The sequence below is a fragment of the Janthinobacterium fluminis genome (assembly GCF_028595325.1).
Classification (GTDB): domain Bacteria; phylum Pseudomonadota; class Gammaproteobacteria; order Burkholderiales; family Burkholderiaceae_D; genus Janthinobacterium; species Janthinobacterium fluminis.
Genome location: NZ_JAQQXR010000002.1, coordinates 376,008 through 394,661, shown reverse-complemented (window position 1 = coordinate 394,661; position 18,654 = coordinate 376,008). Strand labels below are relative to the sequence as shown.

The 18,654-nt window shown below is 65.5% G+C and carries 20 protein-coding genes; 6 read left to right on the top strand and 14 right to left on the bottom strand.

Features of this window, described 5'->3' with window-relative positions:
• Positions 1-304: 304 nt before the first annotated feature.
• Positions 305-934 (bottom strand): class I SAM-dependent methyltransferase, encoded by a 630-nt coding sequence (locus OIK44_RS07595; RefSeq protein ID WP_273670122.1) that lies wholly within the window; start codon positions 932-934, stop codon positions 305-307.
• 58 nt (positions 935-992) lie between these two features.
• Complete coding sequence (locus OIK44_RS07590; protein ID WP_273670121.1) at positions 993-3,050, bottom strand: M13 family metallopeptidase; 2,058 nt, start codon at positions 3,048-3,050, stop codon at positions 993-995.
• 331 nt (positions 3,051-3,381) lie between these two features.
• Between OIK44_RS07590 and OIK44_RS07585 the strand changes: the two genes are divergently transcribed.
• Positions 3,382-4,209: an HDOD domain-containing protein gene (locus OIK44_RS07585; RefSeq protein ID WP_273670120.1), complete on the top strand. Its 828-nt coding sequence runs from the start codon at positions 3,382-3,384 to the stop codon at positions 4,207-4,209.
• A gap of 215 nt (positions 4,210-4,424) precedes the next feature.
• Complete coding sequence (locus OIK44_RS07580; RefSeq protein WP_273670119.1) at positions 4,425-4,721, top strand: flagellar protein FliT; 297 nt, start codon at positions 4,425-4,427, stop codon at positions 4,719-4,721.
• Between the two features lie 493 nt (positions 4,722-5,214).
• On the opposite strand, the gene OIK44_RS07575 is transcribed toward OIK44_RS07580, so the two are convergent.
• Positions 5,215-6,246 (bottom strand): type IV pilus assembly protein FimV, encoded by a 1,032-nt coding sequence (locus tag OIK44_RS07575; RefSeq protein ID WP_273670118.1) that lies wholly within the window; start codon positions 6,244-6,246, stop codon positions 5,215-5,217.
• Positions 6,247-6,379: 133 nt separating this feature from the next.
• On the opposite strand from OIK44_RS07575, the gene fumC reads away from it, so the two are divergent.
• The 3 genes from fumC to OIK44_RS07560 all read left to right on the top strand — a co-directional run bounded on the left by fumC (position 6,380) and on the right by OIK44_RS07560 (position 8,571).
• Positions 6,380-7,771, top strand: a complete 1,392-nt coding sequence (fumC, locus tag OIK44_RS07570) for a class II fumarate hydratase (protein ID WP_273670117.1) — start codon at positions 6,380-6,382, stop codon at positions 7,769-7,771.
• 115 nt (positions 7,772-7,886) lie between these two features.
• A complete protein-coding gene (locus OIK44_RS07565; protein ID WP_273670116.1) occupies positions 7,887-8,111 on the top strand; it encodes an RNA-binding S4 domain-containing protein in 225 nt (74 codons plus the stop codon).
• Positions 8,112-8,274: 163 nt separating this feature from the next.
• Positions 8,275-8,571: a DUF883 family protein gene (locus tag OIK44_RS07560; protein ID WP_273670115.1), complete on the top strand. Its 297-nt coding sequence runs from the start codon at positions 8,275-8,277 to the stop codon at positions 8,569-8,571.
• Between the two features lie 8 nt (positions 8,572-8,579).
• On the opposite strand, the gene OIK44_RS07555 is transcribed toward OIK44_RS07560, so the two are convergent.
• From OIK44_RS07555 to OIK44_RS07510, 10 genes are all read right to left on the bottom strand, one after another.
• Positions 8,580-9,038, bottom strand: coding sequence for a DoxX family protein (locus OIK44_RS07555; protein WP_273670114.1), 459 nt, complete (start codon positions 9,036-9,038; stop codon positions 8,580-8,582).
• Between the two features lie 85 nt (positions 9,039-9,123).
• Entirely contained in the window at positions 9,124-10,740 is a 1,617-nt protein-coding gene (gene bufB, locus OIK44_RS07550) for an MNIO family bufferin maturase (protein ID WP_474522664.1), read from the bottom strand.
• Positions 10,741-10,806: 66 nt separating this feature from the next.
• Complete coding sequence (locus OIK44_RS07545; RefSeq protein ID WP_273670112.1) at positions 10,807-11,058, bottom strand: BufA1 family periplasmic bufferin-type metallophore; 252 nt, start codon at positions 11,056-11,058, stop codon at positions 10,807-10,809.
• Positions 11,059-11,382: 324 nt separating this feature from the next.
• Positions 11,383-11,583 carry a YjfB family protein gene (locus tag OIK44_RS07540; protein WP_273670111.1) on the bottom strand — a complete coding sequence of 67 codons (201 nt, stop codon included), beginning with the start codon at positions 11,581-11,583 and terminating at the stop codon, positions 11,383-11,385.
• A gap of 52 nt (positions 11,584-11,635) precedes the next feature.
• Positions 11,636-12,190, bottom strand: a complete 555-nt coding sequence (gene mobB, locus OIK44_RS07535) for a molybdopterin-guanine dinucleotide biosynthesis protein B (RefSeq protein ID WP_273670110.1) — start codon at positions 12,188-12,190, stop codon at positions 11,636-11,638.
• 95 nt (positions 12,191-12,285) lie between these two features.
• Positions 12,286-12,600 carry a PEP-CTERM sorting domain-containing protein gene (locus tag OIK44_RS07530; RefSeq protein WP_273670109.1) on the bottom strand — a complete coding sequence of 105 codons (315 nt, stop codon included), beginning with the start codon at positions 12,598-12,600 and terminating at the stop codon, positions 12,286-12,288.
• An 88-nt stretch (positions 12,601-12,688) separates the two neighbouring features.
• Positions 12,689-14,059 (bottom strand): alkaline phosphatase family protein, encoded by a 1,371-nt coding sequence (locus tag OIK44_RS07525; RefSeq protein WP_273670108.1) that lies wholly within the window; start codon positions 14,057-14,059, stop codon positions 12,689-12,691.
• Positions 14,060-14,206: 147 nt separating this feature from the next.
• A complete protein-coding gene (locus tag OIK44_RS07520; protein ID WP_273670107.1) occupies positions 14,207-14,890 on the bottom strand; it encodes a general secretion pathway protein GspB in 684 nt (227 codons plus the stop codon).
• Position 14,891: 1 nt separating this feature from the next.
• Complete coding sequence (locus OIK44_RS07515) at positions 14,892-16,517, bottom strand: ExeA family protein (protein WP_273670106.1); 1,626 nt, start codon at positions 16,515-16,517, stop codon at positions 14,892-14,894.
• A 46-nt stretch (positions 16,518-16,563) separates the two neighbouring features.
• Complete coding sequence (locus OIK44_RS07510) at positions 16,564-17,073, bottom strand: hypothetical protein (RefSeq protein ID WP_273670105.1); 510 nt, start codon at positions 17,071-17,073, stop codon at positions 16,564-16,566.
• A 613-nt stretch (positions 17,074-17,686) separates the two neighbouring features.
• Between OIK44_RS07510 and OIK44_RS07505 the strand changes: the two genes are divergently transcribed.
• A complete protein-coding gene (locus OIK44_RS07505) occupies positions 17,687-18,025 on the top strand; it encodes a hypothetical protein (protein ID WP_273670104.1) in 339 nt (112 codons plus the stop codon).
• Positions 18,026-18,037: 12 nt separating this feature from the next.
• On the opposite strand, the gene OIK44_RS07500 is transcribed toward OIK44_RS07505, so the two are convergent.
• A complete protein-coding gene (locus OIK44_RS07500) occupies positions 18,038-18,322 on the bottom strand; it encodes a hypothetical protein (protein ID WP_273670103.1) in 285 nt (94 codons plus the stop codon).
• Between the last annotated feature and the right edge of the window lie 332 nt (positions 18,323-18,654).

Sequence of the window (18,654 nt, the reverse complement as noted above, 5' to 3'; positions counted from 1 at the left end):
GGGACAGACCACGATTTCCGAGAAATATTTCTCGGAAATCGTGGTCTGTCCCCAGCTTTTCGCGCGTTATTTGTTGGCGCCTTAGGCCGCTTCCTGCATCTTCCCCGCTTCCTTCTGCACCTCGCCAACTTCCCGCTGGATCTTGCCGCCGACGTCCTTCGCTTCGCCCTTGATTTTCGGACAGCCGGGGACAGACCACGATTTCCGAGAAATATTTCTCGGAAATCGTGGTCTGTCCCCAGCTTTTCGCGCGTTAGTTGTTGGCGTCTTTGGCCGCTTCCTGCTGAATCTTGCCGCCGACGGTTCAGGCCGGTTTGCGCCACAGGCTGGCCAGCCACGGCTGCTGTTCGCGCGGCAGGCCGGGCGGCCGGTAGTAGTGGCCGAGCGCGACGAAGCCGGCCGCCGTCATGAAGCGTTCCCAGGTGGCGTAATCGTAGTAACTGCCGTAGCGGGCGCCGTTCCAGCCCTCTTCGTTGGCGCCGCGCGGGTTGGAGCTGAACAAGGCGCCGCCCGGCTTCAGGCAGGCGTACAGGCGCGCCAGCACTTGCGGCAGCGCCGCGCTGGGCAGGTGGAACAGCGCCGCGTTGGCGAACACGCCGTCGAATTGCGCGACCGGCAGGTCCAGGTTGACGAAGTCTTGCCGCCACACTGTGCAGCCGCTGTGGGCGCGCGCCATGTCGACAAAGCGCGCCGAGCCGTCGACGCCGACGGCCGTGTGGCCGAGGGCGGCGAAGGTTTTCAGGTCGCGCCCCGGGCCGCAGCCGAGGTCGAGGATGGCATACGGCGCGGCCGCCTCGATGGCGGCCAGCAGGGCGTCGATGTTCTGGCTGACGTCGTGGCTGCGCGTGCCCTCGAAGAATTGCTCGGCGTGGCGCTCGTAGTAGTCCAGCGTGCGGTGGGTGATGGCGTCGATGTCGTCGAGTGGCTTGCTCATGGTGTGCGGGAGGGGGCGGCGCAAAAGAGCTATTGTGCCTGATGCGCCGCCCCTCTCCTTACCAGACGCGCACGCGCTGCTCGGGCGCCAGATACAGGGTCTGGCCCGGCTGCACGTCGAAGGCCGGATACCAGGCGTCCAGATTGCGTACGGTGGCGGCGCGGTAGGCGTCGGGGGCGTGGCCGTTGGTCAGGATCTGCCGGCGCGCCACCGGCTCGCGTGCCTTGCTGCGCCAGGTTTGCGCATAGCCGAGGAAGAACTCGCGGTCGGCCTCGGCCGATGCGCTGCGGCCGGCCTGCGCCGTCTTGAAGGCATCGTAGGCGGCGGCCACACCGGCCAGGTCGGCCAGGTTTTCGCTCAGCGTCAGCTGGCCGTTGACGGCCAGGTCGGGGAAGGGCCGGTAGCTTGAATACTGCGCCGCCAGCGCCGCCGAGGCTTGCTTGAAGTGCTCCAGGTCGGCCGCCGTCCACCAGTCGCGCAGGCGGCCCTGGGCGTCGAACTGGGCGCCCTGGTCGTCGAAGCTGTGGCTGATTTCATGGCCGATGGTGGCGCCGATGCCGCCGTAGTTGGCCGCGTCGGACGCCGCCGGATCGAAGAACGGCGCCTGCAGGATCGCGGCCGGGAAGTTCAGCGCGTTCTGCAGCGGCAGGTTGACGGCGTTGACCACGTGCGGCGGCATCGCCCAGGCGCTGCGGTCGACCGGCTGGCCCAGCTTGGCCAGTTGTTCGCCGTAGTAGTGCTGCTCGGCGCGCAGCGCGTTGCCGAAGGCGTCGCCCGGCAGCACCTTCAGGCCGCGATACGATTTCCAGCGCTCCGGATAGCTCACGCCGACGTACAGCGTCTGCAGTTTTTGCTGGGCTTGCGCCTTCGTCGCCGGCGCCATCCAGTCGAGCTGCTCGGCGCGGCGCGAGAAGGCAGCGACGATGTTGGCGACCATTTGCTGCACACGCGCCTTCGATTCCGGCGCGACGTAGCGTTCGACGTACATCTGGCCCACCGCGTCCGGCAGCGCGGCGTTGCTGGCCGCCAGCGCGCGTTTCCAGCGCAGGGGCTGCTGCGGCGTGCCGCTCAAGGTTTTGCCGTAAAAGGCGAAGTGCTGCTCGGCCAGCGCCTTCGGCAGCGTACCGCCGAACTGGTTGATGGTGTGGAAGCGCAGGTAGTCTTTCCAGGTCGCCAGCGGCGTGGACGCCACCAGCGCGGCGGCGCCGCTCAGCGCGCCCGGGTGCCAGACGATGAAGCGGTCCTGGCCGCCCAGGCGGGCGCTCTTGAAGAATGCCTGCCAGTCGAGGCCGGGGGCGTGCTTGGCGAAATCGGCGGCGCGCCACACATTGTTGCCCTTGGCGACATCGACCGAGTCCTCGCGGCTGCCGTGCGACTGGGCGATCTGGCGCTCCAGCGCAAACACGCGGGCGGCGCGCGCGGGCGCGTCGGCGTAACCGGCCAGCGCCAGCGTCGCGGCAATGTGGGCCTGGTAGTGGCCGCGCAGCTCGGCCATCTTCGGGCTGTCCGTCAGGTAGTAGGCGCGGTCCGGCATGCCCAGGCCGCCCTGCAGCAGGTAGGGCACGTTGCGCGTGGGGTCGTCCAGGCCTTGCGCGACCCACAGGCCGAACAAATTCTCGGTGAAGAAATCGGTCATGTTCAGCGGGTCGACGTCGGCGCGCAGGCTGGCGCCCAGCGCGCGCGCCAGGGCCGCCTTGTCGGCCACGGCGTCGAGCTTGCCCAGCAGCGGCTTCAGCGGCGCCAGGCCCCTGGCCTCGATCGCCGCCTCGTCCATGTAGGCGCGGTAGAAGTCGGCCACCTGCCTGGCGCCGCTCCCCGCCGGTGCGGCGGCGGCGGCCTCGATCAGTTTGACGATGCGCGCGTTGGTTTGCTCGGACAGCGCGGCAAAGCTGCCCCAGTTGCCGCGGTCGGCGGGAATCTCCGTCGCCGCCATCCAGGCGCCGTTGGCGTAATCGTAAAAGTCGTCGCCAGGCGCGGCGGCGCGGCGCGCCTCGGCGGCGGGGGTGGCCGGGTCGGCGGCGCGGGCCGGCGCGAAGGCCAGCGCGGCGGCGCACAAGGCCAAGGCGAGGGCGGACCTGGCTGGCGCCGCGCGTGCGGATCGGAGTGCAATATGCATGGATGTCCCTTTATAAATTTGACCGCAGAAGAAAATGGCGCAGCGCCGAGGCAATGATACAAAATCCACTATAAATGGCGGGATAAAAAAAACGCCATACATTGCGATGGACGGCGTATTGCGCGCCCCAAACGGCGAATTGGCGGAATGAAAATCGCCGCAGGCGCGGGACGCACACAATTGAACTTTCCAGTGCGCAAATATATTGGTATGCTGGCCTCGGAAGGAGGGGGCGGAAATGCCACAATCTCGCCGCAAATTTTCGCTTCGCCCCCACAAACCGGCATATAGTTCTCGGTAGTACAGTGGACCCATACAGGAGACCAATAAAATGAAACTTGAGGCGCTATTCCAAAACCCCCATGCATTGCCTACGGCTCCCAAAGTTGTGGAGGAGCTGATCAACAGTTTCAATAATGCAAGCGTCTCGACCGAGCAAATCGCCAAGAAGGTGTCCACCGACCCCGTGCTCAGCGCCAAATTGCTGCGCCTGGCCAACTCGGCCTACTACCACGTCTCACGCAGCATCGGCACCGTCGAAGACGCCGTGCTGATGCTCGGCTTCGTCACCGTGCGCACCCTGGTCATCAGCTCCGGCCTCGTCAGCGGCTTCAAGGCCGTACCCGGCCTGGACCTGAAACAATTCTGGCGCTACAGCCTGCACACGGCCGTCTCGGCCAAATGGATCGCCAAACAGGCCGGCGAAAACACCGACCTGGCGTTCACGATCGGCATGATGCACGCGATCGGCCAACTGGTGCTGCACTCGGCGATGCCGGAACAGGCGATCCAGCTCGACAAGATCGCGCCGCCGCTGGACGGGCGCCGGCTCGACGCCGAAATGGCCTCGCTCGGCTACTGCTTCGCCGACGTCGGGGCGGAACTGGCGAAGCGCTGGAAATTCCCCGAGCCGTTCTCGGAAGCCATCGGCGCCTTCCCCGACCCCGTCAACAAAGCGGAACTGAACCGCATGGCGGCCGTGATCCACCTGGGCGCGTGGGCCGCGCGCGTCGACGAAGCCAAACTCAGCCCCGACGAAGTGAGCAGTTGCTACCCGACCGAAGTGGCGGAAGCGCTGGGCCTGGCGCCTAACCTGCTGATCGACAAAATGCCGCCGCTCAGCGAGCTCAGCGCCGGCCTGGAAGAACTGGTGCGCTGACACCCGGCGGGCCGCTGCGGCGGCCCGCCCTGCCCCGCGCGCCCTGCCGGCGCGGGCACCGCAAGCGAGGATCGCAAGCGAAGGTCGCAAGCGAGGATCGCAAAATACTTCAATTATTTTTCAAATTTTTTCAAAAGCACCCTAAAGTTTCCCAAAACGGCGCCGCTAACCTAGACAAGCAGTAATCTTTTTCTAATTTAGCTACGGGTGCGCTCATGACCTCCACCGAAGTCCTCTCGATGTACGAAAACATTGCCGGCATGACCAATCAAATGGTCAAAGCGGCCCGTGCGAGCGACTGGGACAGCCTGAGCCAACTGGAAAAGCAATGCGCCAGCGAAGCACGCGGCGCGACGGCCGGTGCCGTGCCCGCCCTGAGCGGCACGCCGCGCATGCGCAAAATCGACCTGCTGAAACAAATCCTTGCCAACGACCGCGAAATCCGCGCCGTCACCGAACCATGGATGACACAACTGGCCAACGTCATGCCAGCACCGCGGCCGAACCTGTAAAGCGGCACACCAGCGAAAGCGCCTGCGGGCGCTTTTTTTTCGCCCAAAAAGTTGCAATCCCCCTGGGGTCAGGTCTAGACATGGCGGTTTTCGGGGAAAACGCCACACTTCAAGCGGACAACAGCGTTGTTTTTTGGGAAAAACCGTCATGTCTAGACCTGACCCCAAAGTTGCCGTTTGGCGGGGGTCGCGGGTATTTTTCTGGGAGGGGAATTGGGGAGAGCGAACACCAGGTATCTCCTGGTGTCGCCTCGTCGCCGGTTGCATCCGGCGTCCGCGTGCGCATTGTCGGCATCGCGAACCGCTTCCGGGACAGGACGTTTATTCAACGTTAAACCTGTTTGTCGCGCCACGCTATCGTTGGTGGCTGCGCCAGGTCCTGGACCGTTTTTTGTCGTGGTCTTAAACCACTGGGTGCAGTATAACCTGATTTTTTCGGAATTGCCCAGCACTATTGAAGGGGAATTTCATTTATTTTTGACTAATCTTGCTTTTATTCCGTTATGGCGTCGGCGACGCCTTCTTCGGCTGTCTCGGCAGCCTTTTTGCGGCGGAAGGGACGCCGCAGCAGGACCCAGTATTTCGACGCTACGGTCGGCGCCGGCGCTTGTTTGCGGCGCCGGTATAGGTGGACGCCTATGCCGATGAGCAGCAGCAGGACGGCCGCCCCGCCCGCCAGCAGCAGGCTGCCGCTGGTCGGCCCCGCCGGCGTTTTTTTGGCCGGCACGGCGGCCGGCGGTTTGGCTTTGGCCGGCGCGGCAGGGAGCGGCGCCGGTGCCCGCGGCGACGCCGGCATTAGTTCTTGCTGCAATACTTTGATTTTGCTTTCGAGTTCGATGAGCTTGCTGTTGAGCGCGACGTTTTTTTCTTCCAGCGCAATGCAGAGTGTCGCGTCGCCGGAGGCGGCCGGAGCGCACGCGGCCGCTTTGCGCGATCCGCCGGGGCGGCGCGCGGCGACGGCGCCCGGTTCCGGACGGTGATGGCTGAGCGGCGCGGCCATCACCGGGACGGGCACGGCCGCCGGCCGGTGCAGCGGGATGGCGCGTTGGCGCGGCGCCGCCGGTTCCGCCTGCGGCGCCGCCGCCACGGGCGGCACGGCAGCCGGTGGCGGCGCCGGGTCCGGCGTCAGCCACAGTGTCGCGGCGCGCACGGCGCTGCGGCCGCCAACGCTCAGTTCGAGGTAGAGGTTCAGGTAGTCGGCGTCGATGCGGCGCAGCGAGGTCAGATGCAGGAATTGGCGCTGGTCGCGCCGCATGATGCTCAGGCGTAGTGTTTGCAGCGCCGGGTTCATTTCGATGTTGCCACCGCGATAGACGTCGGGCGAGGCCAGCCGCACTTGCAGGCCGGTCATGTCGTCGGCGCCCAGGGCCGTCAGTTCGATGTCGGCCACCAGCGGCTGGCCGATGTGGGAGCGCACCAGCGCCGCGCCGAGTTCGGCCGCGCCGGCGCCGCCGGCATACGCGGCGATGGCGATGGCGATGGCGCTCGCGCGCCGCGTCATGGTGGTGGCTGTGCTGTGCTGCATGTCGTGGCCGCCTGGCTGGGTTGCAATGAAGTGTAGCTGCTATATCGGCAGGATTCGGGAAATTTGTAGCCCTGACGCAATTTTACGCTGCTGGAGTACACTGGACCACTCAGTCAATGCGAAAGGGATAGGCATGAATAGCAGAATCGAACGCGATAGTTTCGGCCCGATTGAGGTGCCGGCGGACAGTTTATGGGGTGCGCAAACCCAGCGTTCGCTGGAACATTTCGCGATTTCCACGGAGCGCATGCCGCCCGAGTTGATCGCGGCGCTGGCCGAGGTCAAGCGCACGGCCGCCGCCGTCAACCGCGATCTGGGCTTGCTGGACGAGCCGAAGGCGGCGGCGATCATGCTGGCGGCCGATGAGGTGCTGGACGGCCGGCACGCGGCCGCGTTCCCGCTGGCGCTGTGGCAGACGGGTTCTGGCACCCAGAGCAATATGAATATGAACGAGGTGCTGGCCAACCGGGGCTCGGAGCTGATGGGCGGCGTGCGCGGCGCCGAGCGCCTGCTGCACCCGAACGACGATGTCAACCTGGGGCAGTCGTCGAACGATATTTTTCCGACCGCGATCCACGTCGCGGCGGCGCAGGCGCTGGCGCACGCCGTGCTGCCGGCGCTGCGGCAGTTGCGCGCCACGCTCGACGGCAAGGTCGCCGCCTTCGCCGACATCGTCAAGATCGGCCGCACCCATCTGCAGGACGCCACGCCGCTGACGCTGGGCCAGGAATTCTCCGGCTATGTTGCCCAGCTTGATTTTGCCGAGCATCTGATTGCCGCGGCGCTGCCGCCGCTGCTGCAACTGGCCGCCGGCGGCACGGCCGTCGGCACGGGCTTGAACGCGCATCCGCAGTTTGCCACACGCATCGCCGCCGGTCTGGCCGCGCGCACCGCCCTCCCCTTCGCCAGCGCCGCCAACAAGTTCGCCGCGCTGGCCGCCCACGATGCCCTGGTGGCGGCGCACGGCGCGCTGAAAACCCTGGCGACGGCGCTGATGAAGCTGGCCAACGATGTGCGCTGGATGGCTTCCGGCCCCCGCTCTGGCTTGGGCGAGATCACGATTCCCGAAAACGAGCCGGGCAGCTCTATCATGCCGGGCAAGGTCAATCCGACCCAGTGCGAGGCGCTGACGATGCTGTGCTGCCAGGTGTTCGGCAACGACGTCGCCGTCACCGTCGGCGGCGCCTCCGGCAATTTCGAGCTGAATGTGTTCAAGCCGCTGATCGCCCATAATTTCCTGCAAAGCGCGCGCCTGCTGGCCGACGGTATGCGCAGCTTCGACGCCCATTGCGCCCACGGCATCGAGGCGAACCGGGCGCGCATCGCCGAGTTGATGGAGCGTTCGCTGATGTTGGTGACGGCCTTGGCGCCGCACATCGGCTACGACCGCGCGGCGCAGATCGCCAAGCGCGCCCAGCAGGACGGCACGACGCTGAAGGAGGCGGCGCTGGCGCTGGGCTTTGTCAGCGCCGAGCAGTTCGAGCAGTGGATCGTGCCGCTGGCGATGACGGGGCCGGCCGCCTGAGGCCGGCGCGGCGCCGCTTTACCCGCGCCAGCCCGCGCTCGGGTACACTGCGCGCCTGCGGCGCCGTGGCGCCGCCCCGGACACCCGCCCCATTTCGTTGTAACAGAGGATAGCCATGCAGAGAGTAAGTTTTGAATTGACGTCGGAGTATATTGAATTGAACCAGTTGTTGAAACTGGTGGGCCTGTGCGACAGCGGCGGCGCCGGCAAGGTGCTGGTCGCCAGCGGCGTCGTCTGGATAGACGGGCAGCAAGAACTGCGCAAAACGTGCAAGATACGCGCCGGACAACACATCAGCGTCGGCGACATCCGCATCGCCGTCGTCGCCGCGCCTTTGTGACAAAGCGCAAGAATGTTGCCAAGCAGATCTTGTGCTTGGGAAATAAACAGTTAAGCTGAAAAAAACGGCCGTCCGCTTGCCCGCCTTGTGCCACATCAAATTCGGCCCGACGTTGTTGTTTATATTATAAGTTAGTATATCAACCAGTTTGAAGGGGGACGCGATGGACAGTCCTGAACCCGGCATTCACACCCAGGAACGCCTGATCGGCGATTTGCGGCTGGTGATCGAGAACGCCGAAGAGTTGCTGAAAAATACAGGCCAGTACAGCGGCATCCTCTACCAAAACGCCAGGGCCAAGCTGACGCTGGCGCTGCAGGCGGCCAGCGAGGAGCTGGCCCGCTTCGAGGACAAGCAGCTGAGCCGCATGATCGCGGCGACCCGCGCCACCAACGACCTATACCCGCACTTGAACGGCGAGGAACGCCTGCTGCAGGCGTTCCGCGCGCGCCCGGACTGAGCCCGCGCCTACTCTTTTTTGCCGAGTATATGGTCGAGCGAGAAACGCCCCGGGCCGAAGGCGGCCACCACCAGCAACAGCGCGCCCCAGTAGAAGTGGTCGTTGATGGCGGCAGGACACTCGAACGAGAACAGTTGTGGGTACGAAAGCACGGCCATCACATTGACCAGCAGCAGGGCCAGTGCGGCCGGACGCGACAGCAGGCCGACGAACAGCATGACGGGCAGCACCAGTTCGGCCGACGCCCCCATCACAGCCGCCACATCCGGCGACAGCAGCGGCACATGGTACTCATCATGGAACAGGGCCACGGTCGCGCCCCAGTCGCTGATCTTGGTCAGCCCCGCCCGCAAAAATTGCGCGCCGACGAAAAAGCGGATGGCCAGACTGAGCAGGGAACCGCCCCAGTCGTTGACGGTGGTGTCGAATCGGGTCGAATAGGCATGCAGGCCGAGTAGGGTTTTCATTGCTTTGTCTCGTTTATTGTAATGGTGAATAGGTCCGTCCGCAGCGCGCGGACGGGGATGGGGCTGTCTGCGGACGACGGACGCATCAGTCGTTACAGACAATCTCGGCAATGACCGCGTGCGCGCTCCATTGCTGAATGTGGGTGGCGACGTCGAAGCCCTCGTCGACGTCGAAGGCGGCATCAAGCGCGGCGCCAAACTGGCCGCCGCCGGCCAGCACGGCCAGCGCCGCGTGCGCGGCCTTGCTCAGTGGCAGCGCCTGCGCCTGCCACGCCGGACGTGTGACGATGGCATAACTGTCGCCCAGCATCTGCGCCGGAAACGCCGCCGCGCCGCCGTCCTGGTGTGCCTGCCACAGCGGCAGCGTGGCCCAGTCCGAGGCCAGCAGCGTGCAGGCCGGATGCAGGCGCAACTGCGCCGTTTCGATACGCTGCGCCCCGACGGCGGCGATGTCGGCCGCACTGACAGCGCGGGCGTCGGCGCCGTAATGGGCGCGGTGCAAGGCCCACTCCAGGCGCGCCATGTCTGGCAGATAAGGTAAATGGGCCATGTGCGGGAAGGCGGCCAGGAAGGACGCGAACTGGCCGCCGAAACGGTTCAGGTCGCCGCTGTCGGACGGCTGGGCATGGCCGTAGGCCCGCGCCAAGCCGCCAAAACACTCCGCGCCCACCAGCATGCGCAACACCGGGTAGGCGTGCGCCAGGGTTTTCTCCCAAGTCGCCGTCAAGTTGCCACGGTAGAGGGCGAAGCGGTGGATATTGTCTTCGCCTTTGCAGTGGGCCAGGGCCGCCTCCTGTTGCGCCGGGGCCAGCAGCGCCGTCGCAAAACTGTGCTGCACGGCGGCCAGCTCCGGGCCGGCAGGCTGCGCTGCGCTGCCGGCCTGTTTGGCGCTGGCCGCGACCGCAGCCGGCGCCGGCCAGGCCGCCGCCAGCGCGGCCGCCTTGGCCGCCTCGCCCAGCAGCACGTCGAGCGCGGGAATGTCGCTGTCCCATTCGATCAGCGTCGGCACGCGGCCGAAACGCCGCAGCGCCGCCCGGTACAGCGCCCAGACCGGCTCGGCCACCGTGTCGCCGTGGTGGTCGATCACCGCCTGCGGCGTGACCAGGTGGCCGGCCAGGTGGATTTCGCCGACGCTGCCGACGGCCAGCGTCACCAGCGCCGCCAGCGCGTCTTCGCCGTGGTTACACTGGTTCACGTATAGATTGTTCACGTCCAGCAACAAGCCGCATCCGCTGCGGCGCGCCAGCGCGGCCATGAATTCCGCCTCGCTCATCGCATCGTCGCGAAAACGCAGGTAAGTGGAGACATTCTCCAGCAAAATCTGCCGCTTCAAGCCCTCCTGCACGCGCTCGACCCGCTCGCACAACAAGGCCAGCGCGGCCTCGTTCAGCGTCAACGGCAATAAATCGTTGAGCTGGCGCCCATCGACGGCGCCCCAGCACAGGTGTTCAGATACCAGCGCCGGCTCAACGCGCTCGACCAGGCTGCGCACCCGCTGCAAATGCTGTTCGGAAAAGCCGCGCGCCGAGCCCAGACCCAGGCCGACGCCGTGCAGGCTGATCGGATAATCGCGCCGCAGTTGCTGCAACACATGCCAGTCCCAACCGGCCTGATCGAGATAATTTTCGGTGTGTACTTCGAGCCAGTCAACGGCGGGCCGCTGCTCGATGAACTGGCGGTAATGCGGAGCCCGCAATCCCACTCCCGTACCGCTCAGGGCAGAGGTGTGTGACATTGGCATGGCTACGCTGCGGTGCGACAAGGCCGCTTACTTCGGCGCGCTCAGTTTGCCGCTGACCTTCTCGCACGTGCCTTTGGCCACGTATTTCCATTCGTTGGCGCCCATATCGGTTTTCGACTGGCCGGCGCAAGAGTGCGAACCGTTGGCGGCGGCGCAATCGTTCTGGCCAGCCTTGGCGACGCCATAGCATTTCTCTTTTTCCTTGTCGGCGGCGTTGGCGACGCCGGCGGCGCAGACGGTGGCAAGGGCGGCGGCGATCAGGGCTTGACGTTTGTTCATAGTAAATCTCCAGTGTAAAAATGTATTAAACGGCTAGGGGGTAGATGCAAGAATCTGCAACTGAACGGTAGTCGCAGTAGCGTCGCGCATCCTTACACAAGATTTTTTATTTTTTGACGTGACCGCTCCCCCTGCCCCGATGCGTCAGAGTGATTCTACTGAATCTGGCAACAAATAGCAGATATCTAAAGAATTTTATTTGATAACAAAAGGGGGCAAGCCGAGGTGGCAAGCCGGAGCGGAATGCCATGCAAGAAAGCCCGGATACACCGCAAGAGGTGTCCGGGCTGGGCAAACGGCGCGCGAGGGGCGCCGCAGCCAGACTCAGGCGGTGGTGTTGATTCTGCTGCCCAGGTGGGCCGGCAAATTCGGTGTCGATTGCACCGGAGGCAACGCCTCGATCAGCGCGGTTGCCGTCGAACTCTGGATATCCTGGGCTTTTTTCAGGACGGCCATGCCGACGGCTTGCCGCGTTCCCGTCTCCGCCATGCTGCTTGATAGTTGCGCAATGTTAGTAACGTCCATGTGCTTCTCCAATGAAGGTCTACCAAAGTTAACGGATGCGGCGGCGAAAACTTTAGCCTGGGATTGACGGCCTGGTCGGATGCTTGACGCCGCTCAATAACCAGGCCAGCACCTGTTGCGGCGCATTCAAGTCCAGCCAGGCGACGCCATCCGGCACATCGAACGGGACCGGCATATCGGAAGCGACCGCGACGATATTCGGGTCGTGCGGGTACAGCGGCGCCTGCCCTAGCGCCGGACGGAATACCTCCAACTTGGCGATCGGCGTCAGCTTGAACCCCTCCACCAGCGTCAGGTCGGCCGGTGCCAGGCGGGCGATTTGCTCCGCCAGCGTCGGCTCGGGCGCACCGCGCAATTCATGCATGATGGCGTAGCGGAACGGCGACGCCACCAGCACCTCGGCCGCGCCGACCATGCGCAGCCTGGCGCTGTCCTTGTGGGCCGGTTCCAGCACCAGGTCATGGTGGCTGTGCTTGATGACATTGACGCGCAGCCCCCGGGACGACAATTGCGTCACAAGAAATTCAAGCAAGGTGGTCTTGCCGCTACCGGAGCGGCCGACAACGCCCAGCACCTGGCCCGCGTCGGTGGAAATTTCTTGCTGCATTGCTCAACCTCTTCGCCTTCGGTGGGAATGGCGCCATTATACGCAGCCATGTCCGAGGAGAAAGATCGACGCCGCGCCCACCGGCGCACGGCCCGTCAGGGGTTGCGCGAGAATATTTCGTTGCGCGCGCGCCTTGAGGTGAAACCCAGCATAACCAATCCAACCAGCAGCAAAGCGTAGGGGTTCGGCTCCGGTACGGCCGAGTTCAGCTGCGGCGCCGGACTGAGCGTCGTCGGCAGCAAGTCCGCATCGTCGAGCGCGCCGAGATAGCCGGCCGCGCTGGCGGAGGCGACGTCCGACTGCGTCGCCGCAGGCGCCGCCCCGCGTATTGTGGTCCCTTCGGCGCAATGTGCACCGCCCATCTGAAGCGAGGCCGCCAAAAATAGGGCGGCCCAGGTTTTGTTCAACATGGAAATTCCTTGCCTTTAAGCGATATCAGCAACATAACATTTTTACATGACAGCGAAATGACAAACTGATATTTCTCAAACAACAGTTTCAAGTCGCTGATTGTGCTGTCGCTGGGCGGCCCCGCTTCCTGCGCCGCTTGGCAATGGGCACCGGCGCCGCCTTGCCATTGGCCGCCATCGCCTTTTTCGAGGTTTTCGCAATGTGCTTGTCGGCGGCGATCGCCCCCGCCTCCTCCGCCGACAGCGCGGCCATCTCGCCGACACCCCAGTTCGCCGCCTGCCACGCGGCCCATTCGGCGATGGCGGTGGCGGGCATGGGCGGCGCCACGCGCGCGCGCGGCTCCGCCAGAGGCGCACCCAGCGCCGCCGCCGCCCCGACCCGCGCGCCCATGTCCGGGATGTCGTTCGATGCCGAACGGCAGAAGCGCAGCAGGATGGTCTTGATGATGGAGCAGTGGTCGAGCACGCCGTGGTGCACGCTGGCGGGCGCCACCCACGGACTGACCAGCAAAGCCGGCACGCGCACGCCGTATTGCTGGAAGGCGGGGTCGGCATCGGCCGCCGGCCCCGGTGCGACATGGTCGTAAAAGCCGCCGTGCTCGTCGTAGCACAGCACCAGCAGCGTCTCGCCCCAGGCCGGGCCGCGCGCCAGCGCCTGGTACACCTGGGCCACGAACGCCTGGCCGGCGCGCACGTCGGCCGGCGGATGGTCGTCGTTTTCAAAAAAATGCGGGTCGATCCACGCCACCGACGGCAAGGTGCCGGCCAGCGCGTCGCCGATGAAGCCATAGCGCCGCCGCGCGCTGCCGAAGGGTTCGTAGTTTTCCGAAGAGCGGTAATGTTCGTCTGTCAGCGCCAGCGTCCACGGCTTGCGCTCCGAGTAAAATTTCCAGCTGACATAGGCACGGTCGAGGTGGCGCAGGAAGGATTTGTTGGCGTACAGCGGCACCCGTTTGTTGTCCTTGCTGCCGCTGGCCCGCCCGCTCATCGCGTACAGGCGGTTCGGCCAGGTCGCACCGGGCACGGCGCTGAACCAGCGGTCGCAGACACAAAACTGCCGCGCCAGGAAATCGTAGGCCGGCAAATCCGCGGCGTTGTAGTAACCCATCACCAGCGCCGGCTCGGGGTCGCCCGGATGCGTCAGCGCGTAGTCGTCGACGAAGCCGCCGTTTTGGCCGGCAAGCTGCCGCAGCACCGAGGCGCCGTCGTGCGCCGGGCTTTGTTCCAACCCCAGCGCCGTGCGTTGCAGGTGGTGGACCGGATAGCGCTGGCCCAGGTGGGTATTGGAAAATGTCGCCTGCAGGCCGTCGATATCGGTGCGGCCGCCCTCCAGGCTCAGGTAGCCCAGCATGTGGTCGAAGGAGCGATTTTCCATCATCAGCACGACGATATGCTTGATCTTGTCGAGATTGCTGATGCCGTCGATCAGCGGCACGGACGCGGCGGTTTCTGTAGTCATGCTTGCTCCCAAAGTCGACGGTTGGCGCGGTGTCGACATTGGTTGGACTGGCAAGCGGCATGACTGTTCAGCTTACCGTTGCCGCTTTTGATGCGCAACAATCATGCGGCAAGCGGCCCCAAGATTCGCCGCGCCGGCCGCGCCGCGTCAATACGGGACGCGGTAGCGATACCCCTTGAAATTGAACACCGCCCCCTTCGGCAAAAGCTTTTCCAGGATCAAACCGGGCGCCACTTCCTCGCCCTCGTGGCGCAGCACCTTGTCGATCAGCAGTAGACGGGAAGCCGGGTCCTTCGAGTAAATGTAGCCGCCCAGCGCCAGCGCCGGAAGCTGCCTTTGTACCGCCTCGGGCAATTCGCGCAAGCCGGCCAGATTGTCGTCGGCCGCAGCCGGCGGCGGCGCTACGGCCGGCGCCGCCTCGACAACAATGGCGGCAGCCGGCGCGGCCGCTTTCGGCGCTTTCGGCGCAGCCAGCGGCGGCCGCGGCGGCGCAACGCGCGCTACCACGGCCGCGGCCGGCGCAGCGGCCGGCGGTGCCGGAGCCGCCGGGATTGCCGGAGCCGCCGGGGGCGCCGGCGCGGCGGCAGGCAAAGCCGGGGCCGCGACTACGGGCGCGGCCGGCACCACCGTTGGCGCCGCCTGGCGCCACATCAGCACCGCCAGCGTCAACGCCAGCAGCGAAGTGGCGCCCAGCGCCAGCCAGAGCGGCTGGCGCCAGACGCCGCCGGCGCCGGCCGGGCCCGTTTGCAACTGCGGCGCATGCAGCGTCGGCAATTCCCCCAACTGACGCTCGGCCTGGGATTTTTTCAGTGCTTCTAAAATATACGACATATTATTTCCCCGCCACCGCGTCGGCGCCCTGCGTCTGGCTCAGCAGTCGCGGCTCCTTGGCGCCGTCCAACTGGATCAGACGGATAAATGTTTTTGGACCAGCAACGCCATCCGCCTTCAATTTCTGGCCCTGCTGGAACTCGCGCAGCAGGCGCTGCAGATTGGCGTCGAGCGCCTCGTTGTCGGCCGGCCTCGCCAGGCCATGCATCTGCGCCAGGCGCCGCGCCAGCCAGTCGACATCGGGGCCGCGGTCGCCGGCCGTCACTTCGTCGCGCCAACTGCGCGGCGCCCGCCAGAACGTCACGAAACTGCCGTCGAAGCGCGCCGCCAGCGCGTCCAGGCTGAGCTGGCTGTCGACGCCGCCGACGCGCAGCGTCGCGCCGGCGTCGCCGAGCGCCGTCAGCACGGCGTAGGTTGGCGCGCCGGCACCGTCGCGCAGGCTCAGCACGGCCGGCCGGTCCAGCAGGCGCAACTCGTCGAGCCCGCCGTGGCTTTGGTGGCAGCGCAGGTTCAGCTTCGCGGCGACCTGGCAAGGCTGGCCCTCCGGCAGCGCCTGGCCCCACAGGGCCGCCAGCGCGCGCAGCGCGGCGCCATTGTCGGCCGGCGCCGGCGTCGCGGCCGGCGCCGGCGCCACGGCGGCAACGGCCGGCGGCGCAAGCGGCGCCGGCCGCGCCGCGCTGGCCGGCGGCGCCACGGTGCGCGGCAGCCATTGCCACGCGGCCGCGCCGCTCAGCAAGGCGCCCGCCATCACGCCGGCCAGCACGGACGGCCAGCGCCAGCCGCCGCCTGCGCGCTGGCGCGCGGCGCCGAACACCTCGGCGGCGGCCGTGCGCAAAATGGCGCGGCTCACTTCGCGCCGGTTCTCGACATAGGCGCCCAGCAGCGCGCGGTCGCACAACAGGTTGATGCGGCGCGGCACGCCCTGGCTCAGTTGGTGGATCAGCCCCATCAGGCGCGGCGGGAAAGGCGCCGGCCCCGTCGCCCCGGCCACGGCCACGGCCAGGCGGTGCGCAATATAGCCGGCGCACTCGCCGGCCGACAGCGAGCCGAGGTGGTAGCGCGCGATCACGCGCTGCGCCAGTTGCTCCAGTTCGGGCCGCGCCAACATCGCGCGCAGCTCCGGTTGGCCGATCAGGATGATTTGCAAGAGCTTGCGCTCGCTCGTCTCCAGGTTGGTCAGCAGGCGCAGCTGCTCCAGCACCTCGGCCGACAGGTTTTGCGCCTCGTCGATGATCAGCACATTGTTGTCGCCACGCCCGTGGCTGGCCAGCAGGTAGGCATTGATGGCGTCGACATAGACCTTCACGCTGGCCGGGCCGGCGCCGCGCGGCGCCAGGACGATGCCGAACTCGTCGCACACGGACAGCAGCAACTCCTCGACCGATAGCTTGGGGTTGAAGATGTAGGCCAACTTGCAGTGCGGCGGAATCTGCTCCATGAAGCAGCGGCAGACGGTGGTCTTGCCGGCGCCTATCTCGCCGGTCAACAGCACGAAGCCGCCGCCACCGCCGACGCCATACAACAGGTGGGCCAGCGCCTCGCGGTGGCGCTCGCTCATGAACAGGTAGCGCGGATCGGGGGCGATGGAAAACGCCGCCTGTTTCAGTTGGAAAAATTGCGTGTACATGGAAACCCTGAGGATGCGGCGCGCGCGCCGGGAAGTGGCCAGCGCCTCACTTGTTCCCCGGTGGCAGCGGCTTGTATTTGGCGCAAAAGACTTTTGATTTGGTGCGGAAGTAGACGATTTTGCTGCCCGGACTCGATTCGCGCACCGGGTACTTGCTGGCGTCTATTTTTTTGTAGTGCAGACCGGCCGCCGCGACGATGGCTTCGTCGATTTTTTCCGGCGTCGTGTCGGCCACCACCCCGACAAAGGTCAGCGCGCTCGTGTCGTCGCTGACGATGACGTCGGTGATGGCCGCGCCCCACAAGCTCGCGTCCGCCTTGAACCAGTAGGCGCCGCCCTCGCGCTTATAGGCCGGCCCGAACGAGGTCGACAGATAGGCGTGGAAATAAGCGTTGTCGATCTGGTCCAGGCACAGCACGGCGTTGCCGACGATGGTGCCGAAGGTCGACGGCGCGGCCGCCTGCGCGGCGGCGCCGGCGCCGGCCAATAGTGCGACGGCGGCCAGCCGGCGCAGCGGCGCGGCCGGCGGCGACAGCGGTGTGCGCCGGGCGAACATGGCGATTAGTGCTTGCGCTCTTCTTTCTTGGCCTTCTTCGCCTCCTTCTTTTCCTTCATGGTTTTCGCCGGTTCCTTCTTGCTTTCCTTCTTACTGTCCTGTGCTTTGCTCATCGTGCCTGACTCCATTGCGTGATTAAACTATCGTGCGGCCCGCAAACGGCGCGGGCGCATCCTGTTGACATCGACTACCGGTTCGCGCGCGGCTTGCGGCGGCTGGCGTAACACTGCGGGCATTATGACACCACGGCGCGCGATCGACACGGGATTTCCCCGCCGGCCGCCGTCCCTGCACCATTAACGGCAAGACCGGCGCGGCCCTGAAGCCGGCGCCGCCCGCGCCGCACAAATTCCCATAAATACAACATTACTAAAAAGTATTTTACCGCAAACCGACGTTCCATCCAGCAAGTCTTGCCGCCCCGGCAAGCGCCACGCCGGGCGTTGCCGCCGGCGATAGCGCGCACATCAAATCGTTGCCATTTTTATTATTAAAATTAAATACCAATTATCATTTTCTTATGATTCAATAAAATGCCGCAATAAAAAAAAACCGCGACATCAGTGCGGCAGGCAAGGGATGTGGCGGCTTCGACGCAAATGGGGAAGGTGCAATGAAATTCGCGATACTTGAGGCGACGGCGCTGCTACTGGCGGCCTGCGCCGGACCGGCGGCGGCCGTCCAGATTCATCAGGAAACGCCTGGCGTCGCGGCGCCGGCATGGCATGCCGCCGGCGACGCCGTGTGGGACGGGGCGCCGGCGGCGCCCGCCAGTGTCGACGCCGGCGCGCAGCGCCACGGCCGCGCCGCGGCCAGCCCGGTGGCGCTGCCGCCGGGCCCGATGGCCAGCGTGCCCGAAACGAACGCCGCCAGCATGATGCTGGTCGGCTTGGGACTGCTCAGCCTGCGCATCCACAGGCGGCGGCAGGAAGAGAAATTCAAGGTCGAGTAGGCGCGCCCGCCCTTACGCCAGCCCCAGGCGGACGCGGGTCGACTCGATCAGCGCCGCATCGTAGGGATACAGGTTTTCAATAAAGAACAGCTCGGTTTCGGCCGGTTCCTCCAGACACATCGTCAGCATGTGCGGGCCGTCGTCCTCGCGTCCGAGAAACTCCTTCGGCCAGCGGTTTTTACGGTGCGCGCGCAACACTTCCATGCCCAGCGTTGCGAGGGGAGCGGCGACGCCGGCCGCCAGCGCCTCGCGCTGCCAGTCATCCCAATAAGCGCTCTTTGCTGCCTTGTCATTCATTTTGTACTTCCAACTAGGTGTAAAGGCCGGACTGTACTCCGGATGGCGGCCCATATCAAGCGCGGCGCGGCGCGGCGGCGGCAGCGCCACGGGCAGAATTGGCATTGAACAAGTCCAATTTCAATACCATTTCCATTTTTTAACAAAACCTGCAAAAACAAAGACTTAGGCGGAAGCACCCAACGCTTTCCGCCAGACCTCTTTGGCCATTATCAATACCACTTAAATACCTGTTGACAAGCTGGTTTGGCAACCATATAGTGCGCTCAGCTTCCCGCAATGCGGCATTCACAGGCCCGGCCGGAAGCATCCCAACCAGCCAGCGGACCACA